Origin of the sequence: Streptomyces sp. NPDC048248 (assembly GCF_043201875.1) — a bacterium.
Classification (GTDB): Bacteria; Actinomycetota; Actinomycetes; order Streptomycetales; family Streptomycetaceae; genus Streptomyces.
The window spans coordinates 138,250-154,001 of the sequence record NZ_JBICZL010000013.1; the positions used below are offsets into that span (position 1 = coordinate 138,250).

A 15,752-nucleotide genomic window follows, 5' to 3' on the forward strand; every position below is an offset into this window, starting at 1 on the left:
CGGAATCTCCTGGGAAACCGGGGGCGAGCGGGGCTGCGGATGAGCCTGCGGACGGTCAGCCGACCATGCCCTCGGCCAGCTCCTCGGAGAGGTTGGACTCGGTACCGGGGATGCCGAGATCCTGCGCACGCTTGTCGGCCATCGCCAGCAGCCGGCGGATCCGGCCGGCGACCGCGTCCTTGGTCAGCGGCGGGTCGGCGAGGGCGCCCAGCTCCTCCAGGGATGCCTGCTTGTGCTCCATGCGCAGCCGGCCGGCCGCCGCGAGGTGCTCGGGGACCTCCTCGCCGAGGATCTCCAGGGCCCGCTGGACCCGGGCGCCCGCGGCCACCGCGGCGCGCGCCGAGCGGCGGAGGTTGGCGTCGTCGAAGTTGGCGAGACGGTTGGCGGTGGCGCGGACCTCGCGGCGCATCCGCCGCTCCTCCCACGCGAGCACCGACTCATGGGCGCCGAGGCGGGTCAGCAGCGCGCCGATGGCGTCCCCGTCGCGGACGACGACGCGGTCCACGCCGCGCACCTCGCGGGCCTTGGCCCCGATACCGAGCCTGCGGGCCGCGCCGACCAGCGCGAGCGCCGCCTCGGGGCCGGGGCAGGTGACCTCCAGGGAGGAGGAGCGGCCGGGCTCGGTGAGCGAGCCGTGCGCCAGGAAGGCGCCGCGCCAGGCCGCCTCGGCGTCGCAGGTCGCTCCCGAGACCACCTGTGGTGGCAGGCCGCGGATGGGACGGCCGCGGCCGTCCACCAGACCCGTCTGCCGGGCGAGCTGATCGCCGCCGGCCACCACGCGGACGACGTAGCGGCTGCCGCGCCGCAGGCCGCCGGGAGCCATCACCACCAGGTCGGAGGAGTGTCCGAAGATCTCCAGGATGTCCTTGCGGAGCCGCCGGGCCGCGATGCCCGTGTCCAGCTCCGCCTCGATCACAATGCGTCCGCTGACCAGGTGCAGACCACCCGCGAACCGCAGGATCGACGAGACCTCCGACTTCCGGCAGCAGGTCCGGGTGACGGGGAGCCGGGAGATTTCATCCTTCACCGCAGCCGTCATCGCCATGGGCCGATCCTTCCATGCATCCGAAAAATACGGTCGTACGCGGCTGCCAGCAGCTCCGGGTCGTGCCGGTCGGGGGCTCCCCCGGCCGTCGACCGGGCGTCGTCTCCTTGTGCGGCGACCGCCGCCAGCTCGACCTCGCTGCCGACGAGCTGCTTGGCGGCAACCGTCAGACCTTCGATGTCGGGCACGGCGGCCTTGTCGGCCAGCACCACGTCGAAGGCGAGTTTAGGGGCGTGTCGGGCCAAAACCTCCAAATGACGCTGCGGTGAGAAGCCATCGGTTTCGCCCGGTTGGGGCGCAAGGTTGAGCGAAAGGACCTTTCGGGCCTTCGTCTCCTCCAGCGCCTCGCGCAATTCCGGCACCAGCAGATGGGGGATCACGGACGAGAACCACGAGCCGGGACCGAGGACCACCCAGTCCGCGTCGCGCACCGCGGCGACCGCCTCGGGGACGGCCGGCGGGTCCTCGGGCACCACATGGACCGAGCGCACCTCACCGTGGGTGAGCGCGACGGTGGCCTGGCCGCGGACCGTGCTGATCTCGTCCGGGCGATCCCGGTGATGGCCCTTGACCTCGGCCTGGAGTTCGAGCGGCACCGCCGACATGGGCAGCACCCGGCCGTGCGCGCCGAGCAGCTTGCCGACCAGGTCCAGCGCCTGGACGTGGTCACCGAGCTGCTCCCACAGGGCGACGATCAGGAGGTTGCCGACGGCGTGGTCGTGCAGTTCGCCCTCGCTCTTGAAGCGGTGCTGGATCACCCGCGACCAGGTCTGGCCCCAGTCGTCGTCCCCGCACAGGGCGGCCAGGGCCTTGCGCAGGTCGCCGGGCGGCAGCACGCCCAGCTCGTCGCGGAGCCGTCCGCTGGAGCCGCCGTCGTCGGCGACGGTGACCACGGCGGTCAGGTCGCCGGTGATGCGGCGCAGTGCCGTGAGCGAGGCGGACAGGCCCATGCCGCCGCCGAGCGCCACCACCTTGGGCGTGGCGCCCTTGGTCATGCGGCCGCTGGGGACGAGCCTGCGGACCCGGTGCAGCCGCAGCGCACGGCCGGTCACTCGCGCCCCATGTCCCGGTGGACGATGACGGTTTCGACCCCTTCGGAGACGAGCCGGCGCCCGAGCTTCTCGGACATCGCGACGCTGCGGTGCTTGCCGCCCGTACAGCCGACGGCGATGGTCACATAGCGCTTGCCCTCACGGCGGTAGCCCTCGGCGACCAGGCGCAGCAGCTCGGCGTAGCCGTCGAGGAACTCCTTGGAGCCGGGCTGGCTGAAGACGTAGTTGGAGACCTCTTCGTTGAGGCCGGTGAACGGCCTCAACTCGGGGACCCAGTGCGGGTTGGGGATGAAGCGGCAGTCGATGACCATGTCGGCGTCGACCGGCAGGCCGTACTTGAAGCCGAAGGACATGACCGTGGCGCGCAGCTCGGGGACCTCTTCGCCGGCGAACTGGGCGTCCATCTTGGCGCGCAGTTCGTGGACGTTGAGGCTGGAGGTGTCGATGACCAGGTCGGAGTCGCCGCGCAGCTCGCGCAGCAGATCGCGCTCGGCGACGATGCCGTCGACGATCCGGCCGTCGCCCTGGAGGGGGTGCGGGCGGCGCACCGACTCGAAGCGGCGCACCAGCGCCTCGTCGGAGGACTCCAGGAACACCACGCGGCGCCGGACGTTCTGGCCGTCGAGGGTGGCCAGGGATTCCTTGAGGTTGTCGAAGAAGCGACGCCCGCGGACATCGACGACGACGGCGATCCGCGCGACGTTGCCCTGCGAGCGGGCTCCCAGCTCGACCATCGGCGGGATCAGCTCGGGCGGGATGTTGTCGACGACGAACCAGCCGAGGTCCTCCAGGCACTTCGCCGCGGTGCTGCGGCCGGCCCCGGACATGCCGGAGATGATCACCAGCTCGGGGATCGCGGCGCTCTCACCCTGGTCGGACTCGCGCATCGTGCCCGTACTCACCTGTGCACCGTCTCTCTCGGTTTCCTGCGTTTCACGCGGTGTGCTCATCGTTCCTGCCCCCGTTCCGGGACAACGCGGCCGGAGCGGCCCCGTCATCCTCAATGATCTCTCCTGTGGCGGTGTTCACCGCGGGCGCGGCCGGTGCCGCCCCGGCCAGCGCCGCGGCGACCGTCTCCGCGGTCTTGCGGCCGACCCCGGGGACCTCGCAGATCTCGTCGATCGTGGCGGCCCGCAGCTTCTTCACCGAGCCGAAGTGCTTCAGCAGTGCCTGACGGCGGCTGTCACCGAGTCCCGCGACGGCGTCGAGCGGTGAGGCCTTGAGCCGCTTGGTGCGCTTGCTGCGCTGGTAGCTGATGGCGAAGCGGTGTGCTTCGTCACGGACGCGCTGGAGGAGGTAGAGGCCCTCGCTGCTGCGCGGCAGCACCACCGGGTCGTCGTCCTCGGGCAGCCAGACCTCTTCGAGGCGCTTGGCGAGGCCGCACACGGCGACGTCGTCGATGCCGAGTTCGTCCAGGGCCCGGCGGGCCGCCGCGACCTGCGGGGCGCCGCCGTCGACGACGACGAGCTGAGGCGGATAGGCGAACCGCTTGGGGCGCCCCTCCTCGTCGGTGGCGCGGCCGCCCATGGGGTCGGGCTCCAGGTCCGCCGCGTTCACCAGCGCGGAGCCTGCGGAGCCTGTCATGGGGTCTTCGCCCGCGGCGGCCGGGTCGGTGCGGGCCGCGGTGGCGCCAGGGGGCGCTTCGCCGGCGAACGCCGCACCGTTGCGGGCGGACGTGCCGTCGCCGGCCGCCGCGCCGCTGCCGACCGGCACTCCTTCGTCCTCCGCGTGGGCGTCCGCGGCCGGCTCCTCGGTCCACTCGCCGGACTTCTGCTTCTCCTGCAGATAGCGCTTGAATCGTCGACCGATGACCTCGTGCATGGACCGGACATCGTCCTGACCCTCGAAGCCCTTGATCTGGAAGCGACGGTATTCGCTCTTGCGGGCGAGGCCGTCCTCGAAGACCACCATGGAGGCGACGACGTCATCGCCCTGGAGATGGGAGATGTCGAAGCACTCGATGCGCAGCGGCACCGAATCCAGGCCGAGAGCCCCGGAGATCTCCTCCAGGGCGCGGGAGCGGGTGGTCAGATCGGAGGCCCGCTTGGTCTTGTGCAGCGCGAGGGCCTGCTGGGCGTTGCGCTGGACCGTTGCCATCAGGTCCTTCTTGTCGCCGCGCTGGGGGATGCGCAGCGAGACCTGGGCTCGGCGGCGCTCGGACAGCCACTGCTGGATCGGCTCGACCGGCTCGGGAAGCGCGGGGACCAGCACCTCCTTGGGGACGGCGTCTCCCTGCTCCTCGCCGTAGAGCTGCTGGAGGGCGTGTTCGACGAGGTCGGCGGTGGCGACCGCCTCCACCTTGTCGGTGACCCAGCCCCGCTGACCGCGCACCCGGCCGCCGCGGACGTGGAAGATCTGGACGGCGGCTTCGAGTTCGTCCTCGGCCAGCGCGATGAGATCGGCGTCGGTGGCGTCGGCGAGCACCACGGCGCTCTTCTCCATCGCCCGCCTGAGCGCCACTATGTCGTCACGCAGCCGGGCGGCGTTCTCGTACTCCATCTCCTCGGCGGCGTCCTGCATCTTCCGCTCCAGGCGGCGGATGTACGCACCGGTGCGGCCGGTCATGAAGTCGCAGAACTCCTCGGCGAGTTCACGGTGCTCCTGGGCCGAGATGCGTGCCACGCACGGGGCGGAGCACTTGCCGATGTAGCCGAGCAGACAGGGGCGGCCGATCTGGGCGGAGCGCTTGAAGACCCCGGCGGAGCAGGTGCGCACGGGGAAGACGCGCAGCATCAGGTCGACGGTCTCGCGGATGGCCCAGGCGTGGGCGTACGGACCGAAGTAGCGGACGCCCTTCTTCTTGGCGCCGCGCATGACCTGGACGCGGGGGAATTCCTCGTTGAGCGTCACCGCGAGATACGGATAGCTCTTGTCGTCGCGGTACTTGACGTTGAAGCGCGGGTCGAACTCCTTGATCCAGCTGTATTCCAGCTGGAGCGCCTCGACCTCGGTGGAGACCACGGTCCATTCGACGGAGGCGGCGGTGGTGACCATCGTGCGCGTGCGCGGGTGGAGCCCGGCGAGGTCCTGGAAGTAGTTGGCCAGGCGCTGGCGCAGGCTCTTGGCCTTGCCGACGTAGATGACACGGCCATGGTCGTCGCGGAACTTATAGACCCCCGGCGAGTCGGGGATCTGTCCCGGCTTGGGTCGGTAGCTACTGGGGTCTGCCATGACCACCACCCTACTGACCGCCACCGACATTCACGGTCCGGACGGCCTCCCGGTGGTGGCCGTCCGGCCACGCCGAGGCGGCCCCGCAAGCGCGGTCGGCGGGCAGTGCGCCGCCGCACGCCGCCCGCGCGGGCGAGCGGCGGCTCCTCGCGGAATTGGACCGCAAGGACCGCGGCCCGCCGTCGTGGGCGGACCGGGGCCCCTGCGCGTTGATGCGGTGCCCGGTGGCCGCGCCGACCGCCTGTGGTGAGGTGGCGGATCAGCTACGGGCGCAGGCCGGGCGGGCACTCACCGGGCGCGCCTCCTGCGCAGCGCCGCCGCGCCGGAGAGACCGAGCGCGAGCAGGGCCGCGAGCCCGGCCACGGTCGAGGCGGCGGTCACCGGTATGTCGTCGCTCGCCGGCACGGCGGCGGCCTCGGCCTGCTGCTTGCGGGCGCTCTCCTTGGCGGCCCCCTCGGACGGCGGGCCGTAGCCGCCGGCCTCGCCCCGCTTGTCGTAGGCGGAGCCGGGCAGCTTGTCGCCGTACGCCTCCGCCACCCGCTTCCGGTAGGCGGCCACGCTGGTGCCGTGGGCTCCCACGGCCTGCCGCGCCTCCGCGTCCAGCGGCTCCACCCGGTCACCGCGCTGCACGTACCAGGCATCGATCTGCGGCTCGTGGAAGACCGTGCCGGCGCCGCCCTTCGCGGCCCCGGCGCGGGTGTAGCGGGTCTCGTCGTCGCCGCTGGCGATGTTGACGACCCGCCAGTCCGCGCCCCGGCGCACGGTCCACACCGAGGCCTTCTCACCGTCGGCCGCCACGGCCTTGCTGGCGAGGAACTCCAGCCGGGCGACGGGGGCGTCGGCCTTGCCGCGGACGAAGTCGGGCGACAGGACGTACACGGGGACCGCCGCACCCTCGATGCGCGGGGCGGTCGCTGTCCGGGGCGCGGTCGCGCCGGCGCCGCCGCGGGCCTCGTCACGGGCGAAGAACCGGGCGAGGGTGGCCAGGGTGGCGGGGGCGGCAGCCGCCTCGTGCGCGGCGGTGAGGCTGGTACGGGCCGGAGCCTTCGGCGGCGCGGGGCTGTCGGCGGCCAGCGCGACGTGCGGGGCGAGGCCGATGAGGACGGTGGCGAGCGTTCCGGTGGCGGCGGCGCGTACGGCGGTGTGCTTCCTCACGGCTCAGGCTCCTATCCGGTAGAGGGAGTGCGTCCAGGAGAAGGAGCTGCCGTTCACGTAGTAGTCGAAATCGCCCCAGTTGTACCGGCTGTTGGAGCCCCAGGGGTCGCCCCAGTAGACCCAGTTCCGGTCCGTGTCGAAGCCGTGGATGACATGCATGTGGCCGCCGCCGGAGGACCACTGGATGCGGGTCTCGATGGGCCGGTTGGCGCTGATCTCGCTCTGCACCGTGCTGTAGCGCAGATATCCGGTGACGTACGAGCCGGAGTTGATGCCCATCCAGTCGAAGGCGTTCTGCACGTTGCCGAGGGTGGCCTGGTTGTTGGGGCAGGAGGTGCCCTGCTGGCGGTTGAACGCCGCGTTGCAGAACTGGTTCTGGCTGTAGCTCTTGCCGTACCAGGCCGCGATGGTGTTGCCGGAGCCGGCCCAGCACCAGTTGCTCTGTTCCTGGGCCTGCATGGAGATGTCGAGACGGTTGGCGGCGAGCGACGCGGCGGGGGCTGCCGCGCCGGCCGTCGCGTCGGCGTGCGCCGGGGGCGCGGCTGCCGAGGCGGTGGCGCCGGGGAGCGTGGTCAGCGCCGCGACGGTGAGTGCCGCGGCCGACAGCCATCTGCGGCGCGAACGGCGTGCGAGGGGTGCACGGGTCATGGCGTTCCTCCCGTGAGGGGGGTGGAGGGGGTGAGAGGAGCGCATCCGGATGCTGCTGAGGAGCATCGGGTGTTGTCGCGGGGAGGTCAACACGCTTCAATGCGAGGTGACATGGGGGTGTGGACGGACGGGCCCGGATGTGAACGGCCGGCGGCGCGCGTCCTGCAGTGACCAGGCAGGAAAGGCGCGCGGCGTGCGTCCCGGTTGTGAACGTTCACCCGCGCGCCGGAGGAATGAGGCAATGGCACAGAAGACCCCCGAGTCGGCCGAGCTGGAGCAGCTGCTGCGCACCGGGCCGTTCCACCTCGCCCTGCGCAGCGCGCTCACGGTGCGCGGCCTCGCCCTGACCCGCGTCCAGCACAAGCTTGCGCAGCGCGGCATCAAGGTCGGGGTGACGAGCCTGAGCTACTGGCAGCAAGGCGCCCGTCGCCCGCAGCGCCCCGAGTCGCTGCGAGCGGTCCGCGCTCTGGAGGAGGTGCTCGGCCTGCCCGCCCAGTCCCTGCACCGGCTGCTGGAGCCCGAGGGCGGGCCCCGCCCGGAGGCCGAACGCCCGGTCGGCCGCTCGTACCGCTCGCTTGTGGCACCCGCCGACGCGCTACGCCAGCTTTTCACCGAGCTGGAAACCCCCGCGGACGGAGGGCTGCACACCGTGGGGCATCACGAACGGGTACGGATCGGGCCGGGACGTGAGCTGAGCGAACGCGAATCACTGCAGGTGGTCCGCGCCCACAGGGACGGAGTGGACCGCTACATCGCCATCCACCGCGGCGACACCGGCTGCGATCCGTCCCGGGTCACGGTGCGCGCCGTGGAGAACTGCCGGCTGGGTCGGGTGCGCGGGGACGCGGAGACCGGTGTGGTGGTCGCCGAGCTGCTCTTCGACGCGCGGCTGCGGGCCGGCGACACCCAGGTCTTCGGCTATGTCTTCGAGGACGGCAGTGGCGGCCCGAGCGCCGAGTACATCCGCGGGTTCAGCTTCGCCGGCGGCCAGTACGTCCTGCAGGTGCACTTCGACGAGGCGGCCCTGCCGGTACGCTGCCGCCGCTTCTCCCAGGCGTCGGCCGGTGCGCCACGCACCGGCAGGCAGGAACTGACGCTCAACGGCCGGCACCGCGCGGTCCATCTCGTGGAACAGGGCGTGCGGCCCGGGATACTGGGGATCGACTGGGACTGGGGCTGAGGGCCCGGGGGCGACCGGACCGGAGCGACCCACCACCATCCGGCTCGTCCGCCCCGCGAACTCAGCCCGCGATCAGCTTCCCGCCCTCGGCCTTCACCGGGACCTCGGGCAGCGGCCGGGTCGCCGGGCCCTCGATGACCTTGCCGGTGGTGACGTCGAAGCGGCTGCCGTGACAGACGCAGTTGCCTTCGGTCCTGTCGACATCGGCGAGGATGCAGCCCGCGTGGGTGCACTTGGCGCTGAAGCACTTGAAGTCGCCCTTGGCGGGCTGCGATACGACCAGCCGGTCCTCGCGGTAGAGCTTGGCGCCGCCAACCGGCACCTCGGCGGCGGACCCCAGATCGACCGGTGCGGTGGGCACGGCCGAGGCGTCCTCCTCCGAGCCGCCCGAGCAGGCCGCCACCCCGAAACCGGCGGCGCCGGCGAGGGCCGCTCCCCGCAGTACGGTTCGACGGGCGGGGGGCTGGCGCATGGCTACTCCAGAGGTCCGAGGGTGTCGGACCCGACGATACCGATACGGATCATTCCGCCTCCGGCGACCCGAATGCCTCGGGTCGCACGGCCCTCCGTACGCGGCGGCCTCCGATCCGCCGTGTCCTGCGGCGCCGCGCGTCCCAGGGCATCGCGCGGGTGCTTGCGCCGGCGCGGGTGCCGACGGCGCGGCCCTGCTCGCGAAGGCGGTCCGACGCCCGGTTCCCCTCCGGACAACTTTCTGGGCGCAAGCGCTTACGCAAACGTTTACGCGTATGTTGTGATGGTGCCGGCGCCACGAGGAGCCGCACGGTCGGCGCCGGGGCCGCCCGGACCGGGAAGGACATACCGAATGGCAACGATGGCCGATGTGGCGCGGCTCGCGGGCGTCTCCGTCGCCACGGTCTCGCATGTGCTCAACGAGACCCGGCCGGTACGCGCCGGCACCCGCGCCGCGGTGCTGGGCGCCATCGACGAGCTCGGCTACACCCACAACACCCTCGCCCGCTCCCTCGTCACCTCGCGCACCCGGTCGATCGGCCTGGCCGTTTCCGCGATCAGCAACCCGTACTTCACCGAGATCCTCCAGGGTGTGGAGGCCGGCGCACTGGAGGCCGGCTACAGCCTGCTGATCGCCGATCCGCACGACGACCCGGTGCACGAGCGCAAGGTCGTCCAACTGCTGCACGAGCGGCGGGTGGACGGCATGATCGTCGCGCCGTCAGCGGAGCCCGCCGAGATGGTCGGGTATCTGACCCGGCGCGAGGTGCCCACCGTCTTCCTGGACCGTCTGGTCGACGACGGCCGGGACCAGGTCTGCGCCGAGAGCACCGGCCCGGTACGTGAGCTGGTCGAGCATCTGGCCGGTCTTGGGCACACCCGGATCGGCATGGTGGCGGGGCTCCCCGGGCTGAGCACCACCACCGAACGCGTCCAGGGATACCGCGAGGGGCTGCGCGCCCGCGGGCTGCCGTTCGCCCCCGAACTGCTCGCCGGCGGCAACTCCGAGGCGGACGGGGCTCAGGACGCGACCCGGCAACTGCTCGCCGCGCCTGAACCACCCACCGCGATCATCACCGCGAACAACGCGATGACCATCGGCGCGCTGCGTGCGCTGGGCGAACAGTGCCTCCAGGTCCCCCGCGACATCGCGCTGGCCTGCTTCGACGACTTCTCCTGGGCCGACCTGTTCACACCGCGGCTGACCGCGATCGCGCAGCCCAGCAAGGAGATCGGCGCCACCGCGGTCCGGCTGCTGCTGGAGCGCCTGGAGGCACCGGACCGGCCACCGCGCACCATCCGTCTCCCTTGCACCTTGGTTCACCGTTCGTCGTGCGGCTGCCCCTCTCCCGCGCCGGGCGCGGCGGGCACCGCCCACCCGGCCGCAGCACCGGCCGCGACCACTGGCCCGGCCGAAACAGCCGCCGGCCGAGCCCCACAGGAAAGGAACCGCACCCGTGATCGTCGTCGCCGGTGAGGCACTGATCGACCTCGTCCCCAGCCCCCGGGAAGCGTCCGGGGACGGCCGGTTGCCCGCGCTTTCGCCGCGCCGCGGCGGCGGCCCGTACAACACCGCCATCGCCCTGGGGCGACTCGGCTCGCCCACCGCCTTCTGCTCGCGCATCTCGACCGACGCCTTCGGTGAGGCACTGGTGGAGGGACTGCGCACCGGTGGCGTCGACACCTCCCTGGTGGAGCGGGGCACCGAGCCGACCACCCTCGCCCTGGCGGACATCAGCCCGGACGGCTCGGCCGGCTACGGCTTCTACGTCGACGGCACCGCCGACCGCCTCTTCACGCTGCCGCCCGCACTGCCGGAGGGGGCCCGCGCCCTGTCCCTGGGCACCTGTTCACTCGTTCTGGAACCGGGCGCGAGCGCCTACGAGGCCCTGCTGCGCCGCGAGGCGCGCCGCGGCGTCTTCACCGCGCTCGACCCCAACATCCGTGCCGGGTTGATCGCAGACCCCGCCGCCTACCGCGCGCGCTTCGCCTCCTGGCTCCCGCACGTCGCTCTGCTGAAGATGTCGGAGGAGGACGCGCGCTGGCTGGCGGAGGTGGAGACCGGCTCGCCTTCGGGCGCCCCGGGTGCCTCGGACAACGGTGATGACAGCGGTGCGGACGGAGCGTGGGAGGCGGTCGCCGCGGCGGCGAAGGGCTGGTTGGGCGCGGGCCCCGCAGCGATCGTCATCACGCGTGGCGGCGACGGTCTGACCGTCCTGACCCACGGGGGCGACGAGGTGAGCGTGCCCGGCGATCGGGTCGAGGTCGTCGACACCATCGGCGCGGGCGACACCGTCAACGCCGCGCTGCTGCACCGGCTCGACGCGCACGGCGCCCTGTCCCACGCCGCAGTCGCCGCGCTCGGTGCCGGCGACTGGCGGGACATCCTCGGCTTCGCCGCCCGGGCAGCCGCCGTCACCTGCTCCCGCGCCGGCGCCGAGCCCCCGTACGCGGCGGAAATCGCGATGTAGGCAGGGTGGGGAAGGGACAGGGAACGGCTCGTAGCCGACGACGGGCCGCCACCGCCTCGTGAACGAGGTGCGATGGCGGCCCGGTGGGTCACGCGTCCACGGCGTCAGCAGGTCCGGCGGGCCCGGGTCGTCTTCTTCGCGGCGGCGGGTGCGGTCTTCTCGGCCGAAGCCGTCCGTGCCGTGACCTTCGCCGGGGACTTCTTCGCCGCAGCCGACACGGCCTTCTTGGCCGGCTGCCTCTTCGCCGCAGCCTTCTTCGCCGCGCCCTTCTTCGCCGGCTTCGAGGCCGGCGAGGCGTCGCTGACGCGGTCGCCGAGGATGTCCCGCAGGAACTTGCCGGTGTGGCTGGCGGGAATCGCGGCGATCTCCTCGGGCGTGCCCTCGGCGACGACCAGTCCACCGCCGTTGCCGCCCTCGGGACCCATGTCGACGACCCAGTCCGCCGTCTTGATCACGTCGAGGTTGTGCTCGATGACGATCACGGAGTTGCCCTTGTCGACCAGTCCGGACAGCACCGAGATCAGCTTGCTGATGTCCTCGAAGTGCAGACCGGTCGTCGGCTCGTCCAGGACGTAGACCGTGCGGCCGGTGGAACGCTTCTGGAGCTCGCTCGCCAGCTTCACCCGCTGTGCCTCACCGCCGGAGAGGGTCGGTGCCGACTGGCCGAGGCGGACGTATCCCAGACCGACCTCGTGCAGCGTCTTCAGATGCCGGGAGATGGTCGGCACCGCCTCGAAGAAGTCCAGCGCCTCCTCGATGGGCATGTCCAGCACCTCGGCGATGGACTTGCCCTTGTAGTGCACCTCAAGCGTCTCGCGGTTGTAGCGCGCGCCGTGGCACACCTCGCACGGGACGTACACATCCGGCAGGAAGTTCATCTCGATCTTGATCGTGCCGTCGCCGGAGCAGTTCTCGCAGCGGCCGCCCTTGACGTTGAAGGAGAAGCGGCCGGGGAGGTACCCGCGGACCTTGGCCTCCATCGTCTCCGCGAAGAGCCTGCGGACATGATCGAAGACACCGGTGTAGGTGGCCGGGTTGGAGCGCGGGGTCCGGCCGATCGGCGACTGGTCGACGTGCACGACCTTGTCCACCAGGTCATCGCCCGCCACCCGGGTGTGCCTGCCCGGCACCGACTTGGCGCCGTTCAGCTCGCGCGCGAGGTGGGTGTAGAGGATGTCGTTGACCAGCGTCGACTTGCCGGAGCCGGAGACTCCGGTGACGGCGGTCAGCACACCGAGCGGGAAGGAGACGTCGATGTCCTGGAGGTTGTTCTCCTTCGCGCCGTGCACCGTCAGCTGCCGGGCCGGGTCGGCGGGCCGGCGGATGTCGGGCATCGCGATGGCCCGCTTGCCGGCCAGATACTGCCCGGTGATCGAGTCCTTGTTGGTCAGCAGCTCCTTCATGGGACCGCTGTGCACGACCTTGCCGCCGTGCTCCCCCGCCCCCGGGCCGATGTCCACGACCCAGTCGGCGACCTTGATGGTGTCCTCGTCGTGCTCGACGACGATCAGGGTGTTGCCCATGTCGCGCAGACGGACCAGGGTCTCGATGAGGCGGTGGTTGTCGCGCTGGTGCAGGCCGATCGACGGCTCGTCCAGGACGTAGAGCACGCCCACGAGGCCGGAGCCGATCTGGGTGGCGAGGCGGATGCGCTGGGCCTCGCCACCGGACAGGGTGCCGGCGGCGCGGTTCAGGCTGAGGTAGTCCAGGCCGACGTCGACCAGGAACTTCAGCCGCTCGTTGACCTCCTTGAGGACCCGCTCGGCGATCTTCTTCTCGCGGGCGTCGAGCTTCATGTCCCGCAGGAAGTCGGCACAGTCGCTGATCGACATGGCCGCGACATCGGCGATCGACTTCTCCTGGACCGACACGGCGAGCACGATCGGCTTGAGCCGCGTCCCCTCACAGGTCGGGCAGGGCACCTCGCGCATGTAGCCCTCGAAGCGCTCCCGACTGCTGTCGCTCTCCGCCTCGCTGTGCCGGCGCTTGACGAACGGCACGGCACCCTCGAAGGGGGTGGTGTACGCCCTCTCGCGCCCGTACCGGTTGCGGTAGCGCACCTCGATCTGGGTGCGGTGGCCTTGCAGCAGGGCCTTCTTGGCGCGCTGCGGCAGCCCGGCCCACGGAATGTCCGTACGGAAGCCGAGGGCGTCCGCGAGGGCGTCGACCAGCCGGCCGAAGTACTCCTTGGTGTGGCCGTGCGACCAGGGGTGGATCGCTCCGTCGTCGAGGGACTTCTCCTCGTCGGGAACGATCAGGTCGGGGTCGACCTCCATGCGCGTGCCGATGCCGGTGCAGTCCGGGCAGGCGCCGAAGGGCGAGTTGAAGGAGAAGGACCGGGGCTCCAGCTCCTCGAAGGACAGGTCGTCGTAGGCGCAGTACAGATGCTCGGAATACATCCGCTCGCGCTGCGGGTCGTCCGCGTCGAGGTCGACGAAGTCGAGGATGACCATGCCGCCGGAGAGGCCGAGGGCGGTCTCCACCGAGTCGGTCAGCCGGCGCTTGGCGGACTCCTTGACCGTGAGGCGGTCGACGACCACCTCGATGGTGTGCTTCTCCTGCTTCTTCAGCTTCGGCGGCTCGGAGAGCTGGATCGTCTCCCCGTCGACCCGCGCCCGGCTGTAGCCCTTGGTCTGGAGGTCGGAGAAGAGATCGACGAACTCGCCCTTGCGCTCGCGCACCAGGGGGGAGAGCACCTGGAAGCGGCTGCCCTCGGGGAGCTTCAGGACCTTGTCGACGATGGCCTGCGGCGACTGCCGGGCGATCGGCCGCCCGCACTCCGGGCAGTGCGGCTTGCCGATGCGGGCGAAGAGGAGGCGGAGGTAGTCGTAGACCTCGGTGATCGTGCCGACGGTCGAGCGCGGGTTGCGCGAGGTCGACTTCTGGTCGATCGAGACCGCGGGGGACAAGCCCTCGATGAAGTCCACATCGGGCTTGTCCATCTGCCCGAGGAATTGCCGGGCGTACGAGGAGAGCGACTCGACGTAGCGCCGCTGCCCCTCGGCGAAGATCGTGTCGAACGCGAGCGAGGACTTACCCGACCCGGAGAGCCCCGTGAAGACGATGAGGGAGTCGCGGGGGAGGTCGAGCGAGACGTTGCGGAGATTGTGCTCACGAGCGCCACGGACGATGAGACGGTCGGCCACGCCGGTCGCACCTTTCTGGAGAGGGGCGGGGAGCCGCGGCCCTGCGTCCGCCGCTCGGTGGAGCAGAGGCGGCGGAGCGGAGCGGAGCCCACGCCCCAGGGTATGGGGACCGCCGCGGCACTGTCTTAGTGATGCCTACACGAGCCTATAGCACGCGCATTCGATTTACGGTGCTCGAGAGCACCCTTCACCCAAACGTGTGGCGGCGCCGTTTCCTTCCCGCCCGCCCCGCCGCCCGTACACCGCGGGTCTGCAGCCCCGGCCCCGAGCCTGTGCAGCGGCTCCCGCTCCGGCAGGAGAACCTGCGCCGCGGCGCCGCAGCCTGTTCAACGGCCTCAGCGCCCACCAGGTCACCCATCGCCTGCCGCACCACGGCTCCGCCGCCCGCGGTGCCGCATGCCGCCATGATCGGCAGCGAGGCCGGCCGCGCGTCAGGGTCGCGTACCTCACACACAGCCCCGGCGGCTCCGCAAGCGCACTCGGCTGGACCGCGTCCCCATGGTCAAACAAGCGTCTCGGCGATCCCGGGGGCGGCCTCACGCTGCGTGCAGTGGTGCGAGGGCCGGCCGCGGTGACTCGCCCGCCCCTCGCGCACCACCCGCGTACGCCACGGATCCGTGTCGGCCGACTCCCGAACTCGCCCTCACGGCGCTAGCGTCGGGCCATGACCCTCACTCCGCCAGACTTCCCGCACGACGCGGCCGCTGTCCGCGAGGCCACCGACCGCCTGCTCGTCTCGCTGGGCAAGCTCGACGACGAGGCGATCGGCGAACCGTCCCTGCTCCCCGACTGGTCCCGCGGTCACGTCCTGGCCCACCTCGCGCGCAACGCGGACGCGCTGGTCAACCTGCTCACCTGGGCGCGTACGGGAGTCCCGGCGCCGATGTACATCAGCGCTGCGGCCCGCGACGGCGACATCGCCCGGGACGCGGACCGCTCACTGGCGGCACACCTGGGGGACCTGCGGGAGAGCGCCGCGCGGTTCGACACGGCGGTGGACGCGCTGCCGGCCGAGCGCCTGGCGTACGAGGTCGAGATGCGCAACGGCGTCGTCGAGCGGGCCGACCGGCTGCCGCTGCGGCGGCTGGCGGAGGTCGAGCTGCACCACGTCGACCTCGGGGTCGGCTACGCCGTCGCCGAGCTGCCGCCCACCTTCCTCAGCAGTGAGCTGGACTTCCTGGCCACGGTGAAGTTCGCCCGGCATCCGAAGCTGCCCGCCCTGGAACTGCGGACCGATGACGGCCGCATGTGGCGCACCGGGGGCGGCGGTACCACGACGGGCGGCGAGGACCCGCCCGTGGTGGTGACGGGCTCGGCCGCGGCTCTGGTCGGCTGGCTCACGGGGCGGGCCGACGGAACCGAACTCGACGCCCAGGGCTCCGAGCTGCCCGCGGTCCCGCCGCTTTAGAGTGG

At 71.7% G+C, this 15,752-nt stretch carries 12 protein-coding genes; 4 read left to right on the plus strand and 8 right to left on the minus strand.

The annotated features are described in order from the left end of the window. Positions 1 to 55: 55 nt before the first annotated feature. From whiA to ACGFZW_RS27815, 6 genes are all read right to left on the minus strand, one after another. Complete coding sequence (whiA, locus tag ACGFZW_RS27790; RefSeq protein WP_362916587.1) at positions 56 to 1,045, minus strand: DNA-binding protein WhiA; 990 nt, start codon at positions 1,043 to 1,045, stop codon at positions 56 to 58. Continuing rightward, positions 1,036 to 2,097, minus strand: a complete 1,062-nt coding sequence (gene yvcK / locus ACGFZW_RS27795; protein ID WP_393895961.1) for a uridine diphosphate-N-acetylglucosamine-binding protein YvcK — start codon at positions 2,095 to 2,097, stop codon at positions 1,036 to 1,038. The genes whiA and yvcK overlap by 10 nt, the downstream gene beginning before the upstream one ends. Continuing rightward, on the minus strand, positions 2,094 to 3,047 hold the full coding sequence (gene rapZ, locus ACGFZW_RS27800; RefSeq protein WP_393895962.1) for an RNase adapter RapZ: 954 nt from the start codon (positions 3,045 to 3,047) through the stop codon (positions 2,094 to 2,096). The genes yvcK and rapZ overlap by 4 nt, the downstream gene beginning before the upstream one ends. Further along, entirely contained in the window at positions 3,031 to 5,268 is a 2,238-nt protein-coding gene (uvrC, locus tag ACGFZW_RS27805; RefSeq protein ID WP_393895963.1) for an excinuclease ABC subunit UvrC, read from the minus strand. The genes rapZ and uvrC overlap by 17 nt, the downstream gene beginning before the upstream one ends. Before the next feature lie 288 nt (positions 5,269 to 5,556). Beyond that, positions 5,557 to 6,423: a hypothetical protein gene (locus ACGFZW_RS27810; RefSeq protein WP_393895964.1), complete on the minus strand. Its 867-nt coding sequence runs from the start codon at positions 6,421 to 6,423 to the stop codon at positions 5,557 to 5,559. Between the two features lie 3 nt (positions 6,424 to 6,426). Beyond that, a complete protein-coding gene (locus tag ACGFZW_RS27815; RefSeq protein WP_393895965.1) occupies positions 6,427 to 7,071 on the minus strand; it encodes a papain-like cysteine protease family protein in 645 nt (214 codons plus the stop codon). 241 nt (positions 7,072 to 7,312) lie between these two features. Here ACGFZW_RS27815 and ACGFZW_RS27820 point away from each other — a divergent pair, with 241 nt between their 5' ends. Then, positions 7,313 to 8,251 (plus strand): hypothetical protein, encoded by a 939-nt coding sequence (locus ACGFZW_RS27820; RefSeq protein ID WP_393895966.1) that lies wholly within the window; start codon positions 7,313 to 7,315, stop codon positions 8,249 to 8,251. 61 nt (positions 8,252 to 8,312) lie between these two features. Here the strand turns inward: ACGFZW_RS27820 and ACGFZW_RS27825 are convergent, their stop codons facing one another. Continuing rightward, a complete protein-coding gene (locus tag ACGFZW_RS27825; RefSeq protein ID WP_393895967.1) occupies positions 8,313 to 8,723 on the minus strand; it encodes a Rieske (2Fe-2S) protein in 411 nt (136 codons plus the stop codon). A 351-nt stretch (positions 8,724 to 9,074) separates the two neighbouring features. Between ACGFZW_RS27825 and ACGFZW_RS27830 the strand changes: the two genes are divergently transcribed. Continuing rightward, entirely contained in the window at positions 9,075 to 10,199 is a 1,125-nt protein-coding gene (locus ACGFZW_RS27830) for a LacI family DNA-binding transcriptional regulator (protein ID WP_393895968.1), read from the plus strand. Further along, entirely contained in the window at positions 10,180 to 11,193 is a 1,014-nt protein-coding gene (locus ACGFZW_RS27835; protein ID WP_393895969.1) for a carbohydrate kinase, read from the plus strand. The genes ACGFZW_RS27830 and ACGFZW_RS27835 overlap by 20 nt, the downstream gene beginning before the upstream one ends. A gap of 104 nt (positions 11,194 to 11,297) precedes the next feature. Here ACGFZW_RS27835 and uvrA read toward each other — a convergent pair whose 3' ends face one another. After that, positions 11,298 to 14,339, minus strand: a complete 3,042-nt coding sequence (gene uvrA / locus ACGFZW_RS27840; RefSeq protein WP_393895970.1) for an excinuclease ABC subunit UvrA — start codon at positions 14,337 to 14,339, stop codon at positions 11,298 to 11,300. 664 nt (positions 14,340 to 15,003) lie between these two features. On the opposite strand from uvrA, the gene ACGFZW_RS27845 reads away from it, so the two are divergent. Then, the gene (locus tag ACGFZW_RS27845; RefSeq protein WP_393895971.1) at positions 15,004 to 15,747 is read left to right on the plus strand and encodes a maleylpyruvate isomerase family mycothiol-dependent enzyme; all 744 of its coding nucleotides are present in this window, start codon (positions 15,004 to 15,006) and stop codon (positions 15,745 to 15,747) included. Positions 15,748 to 15,752: the final 5 nt, after the last annotated feature.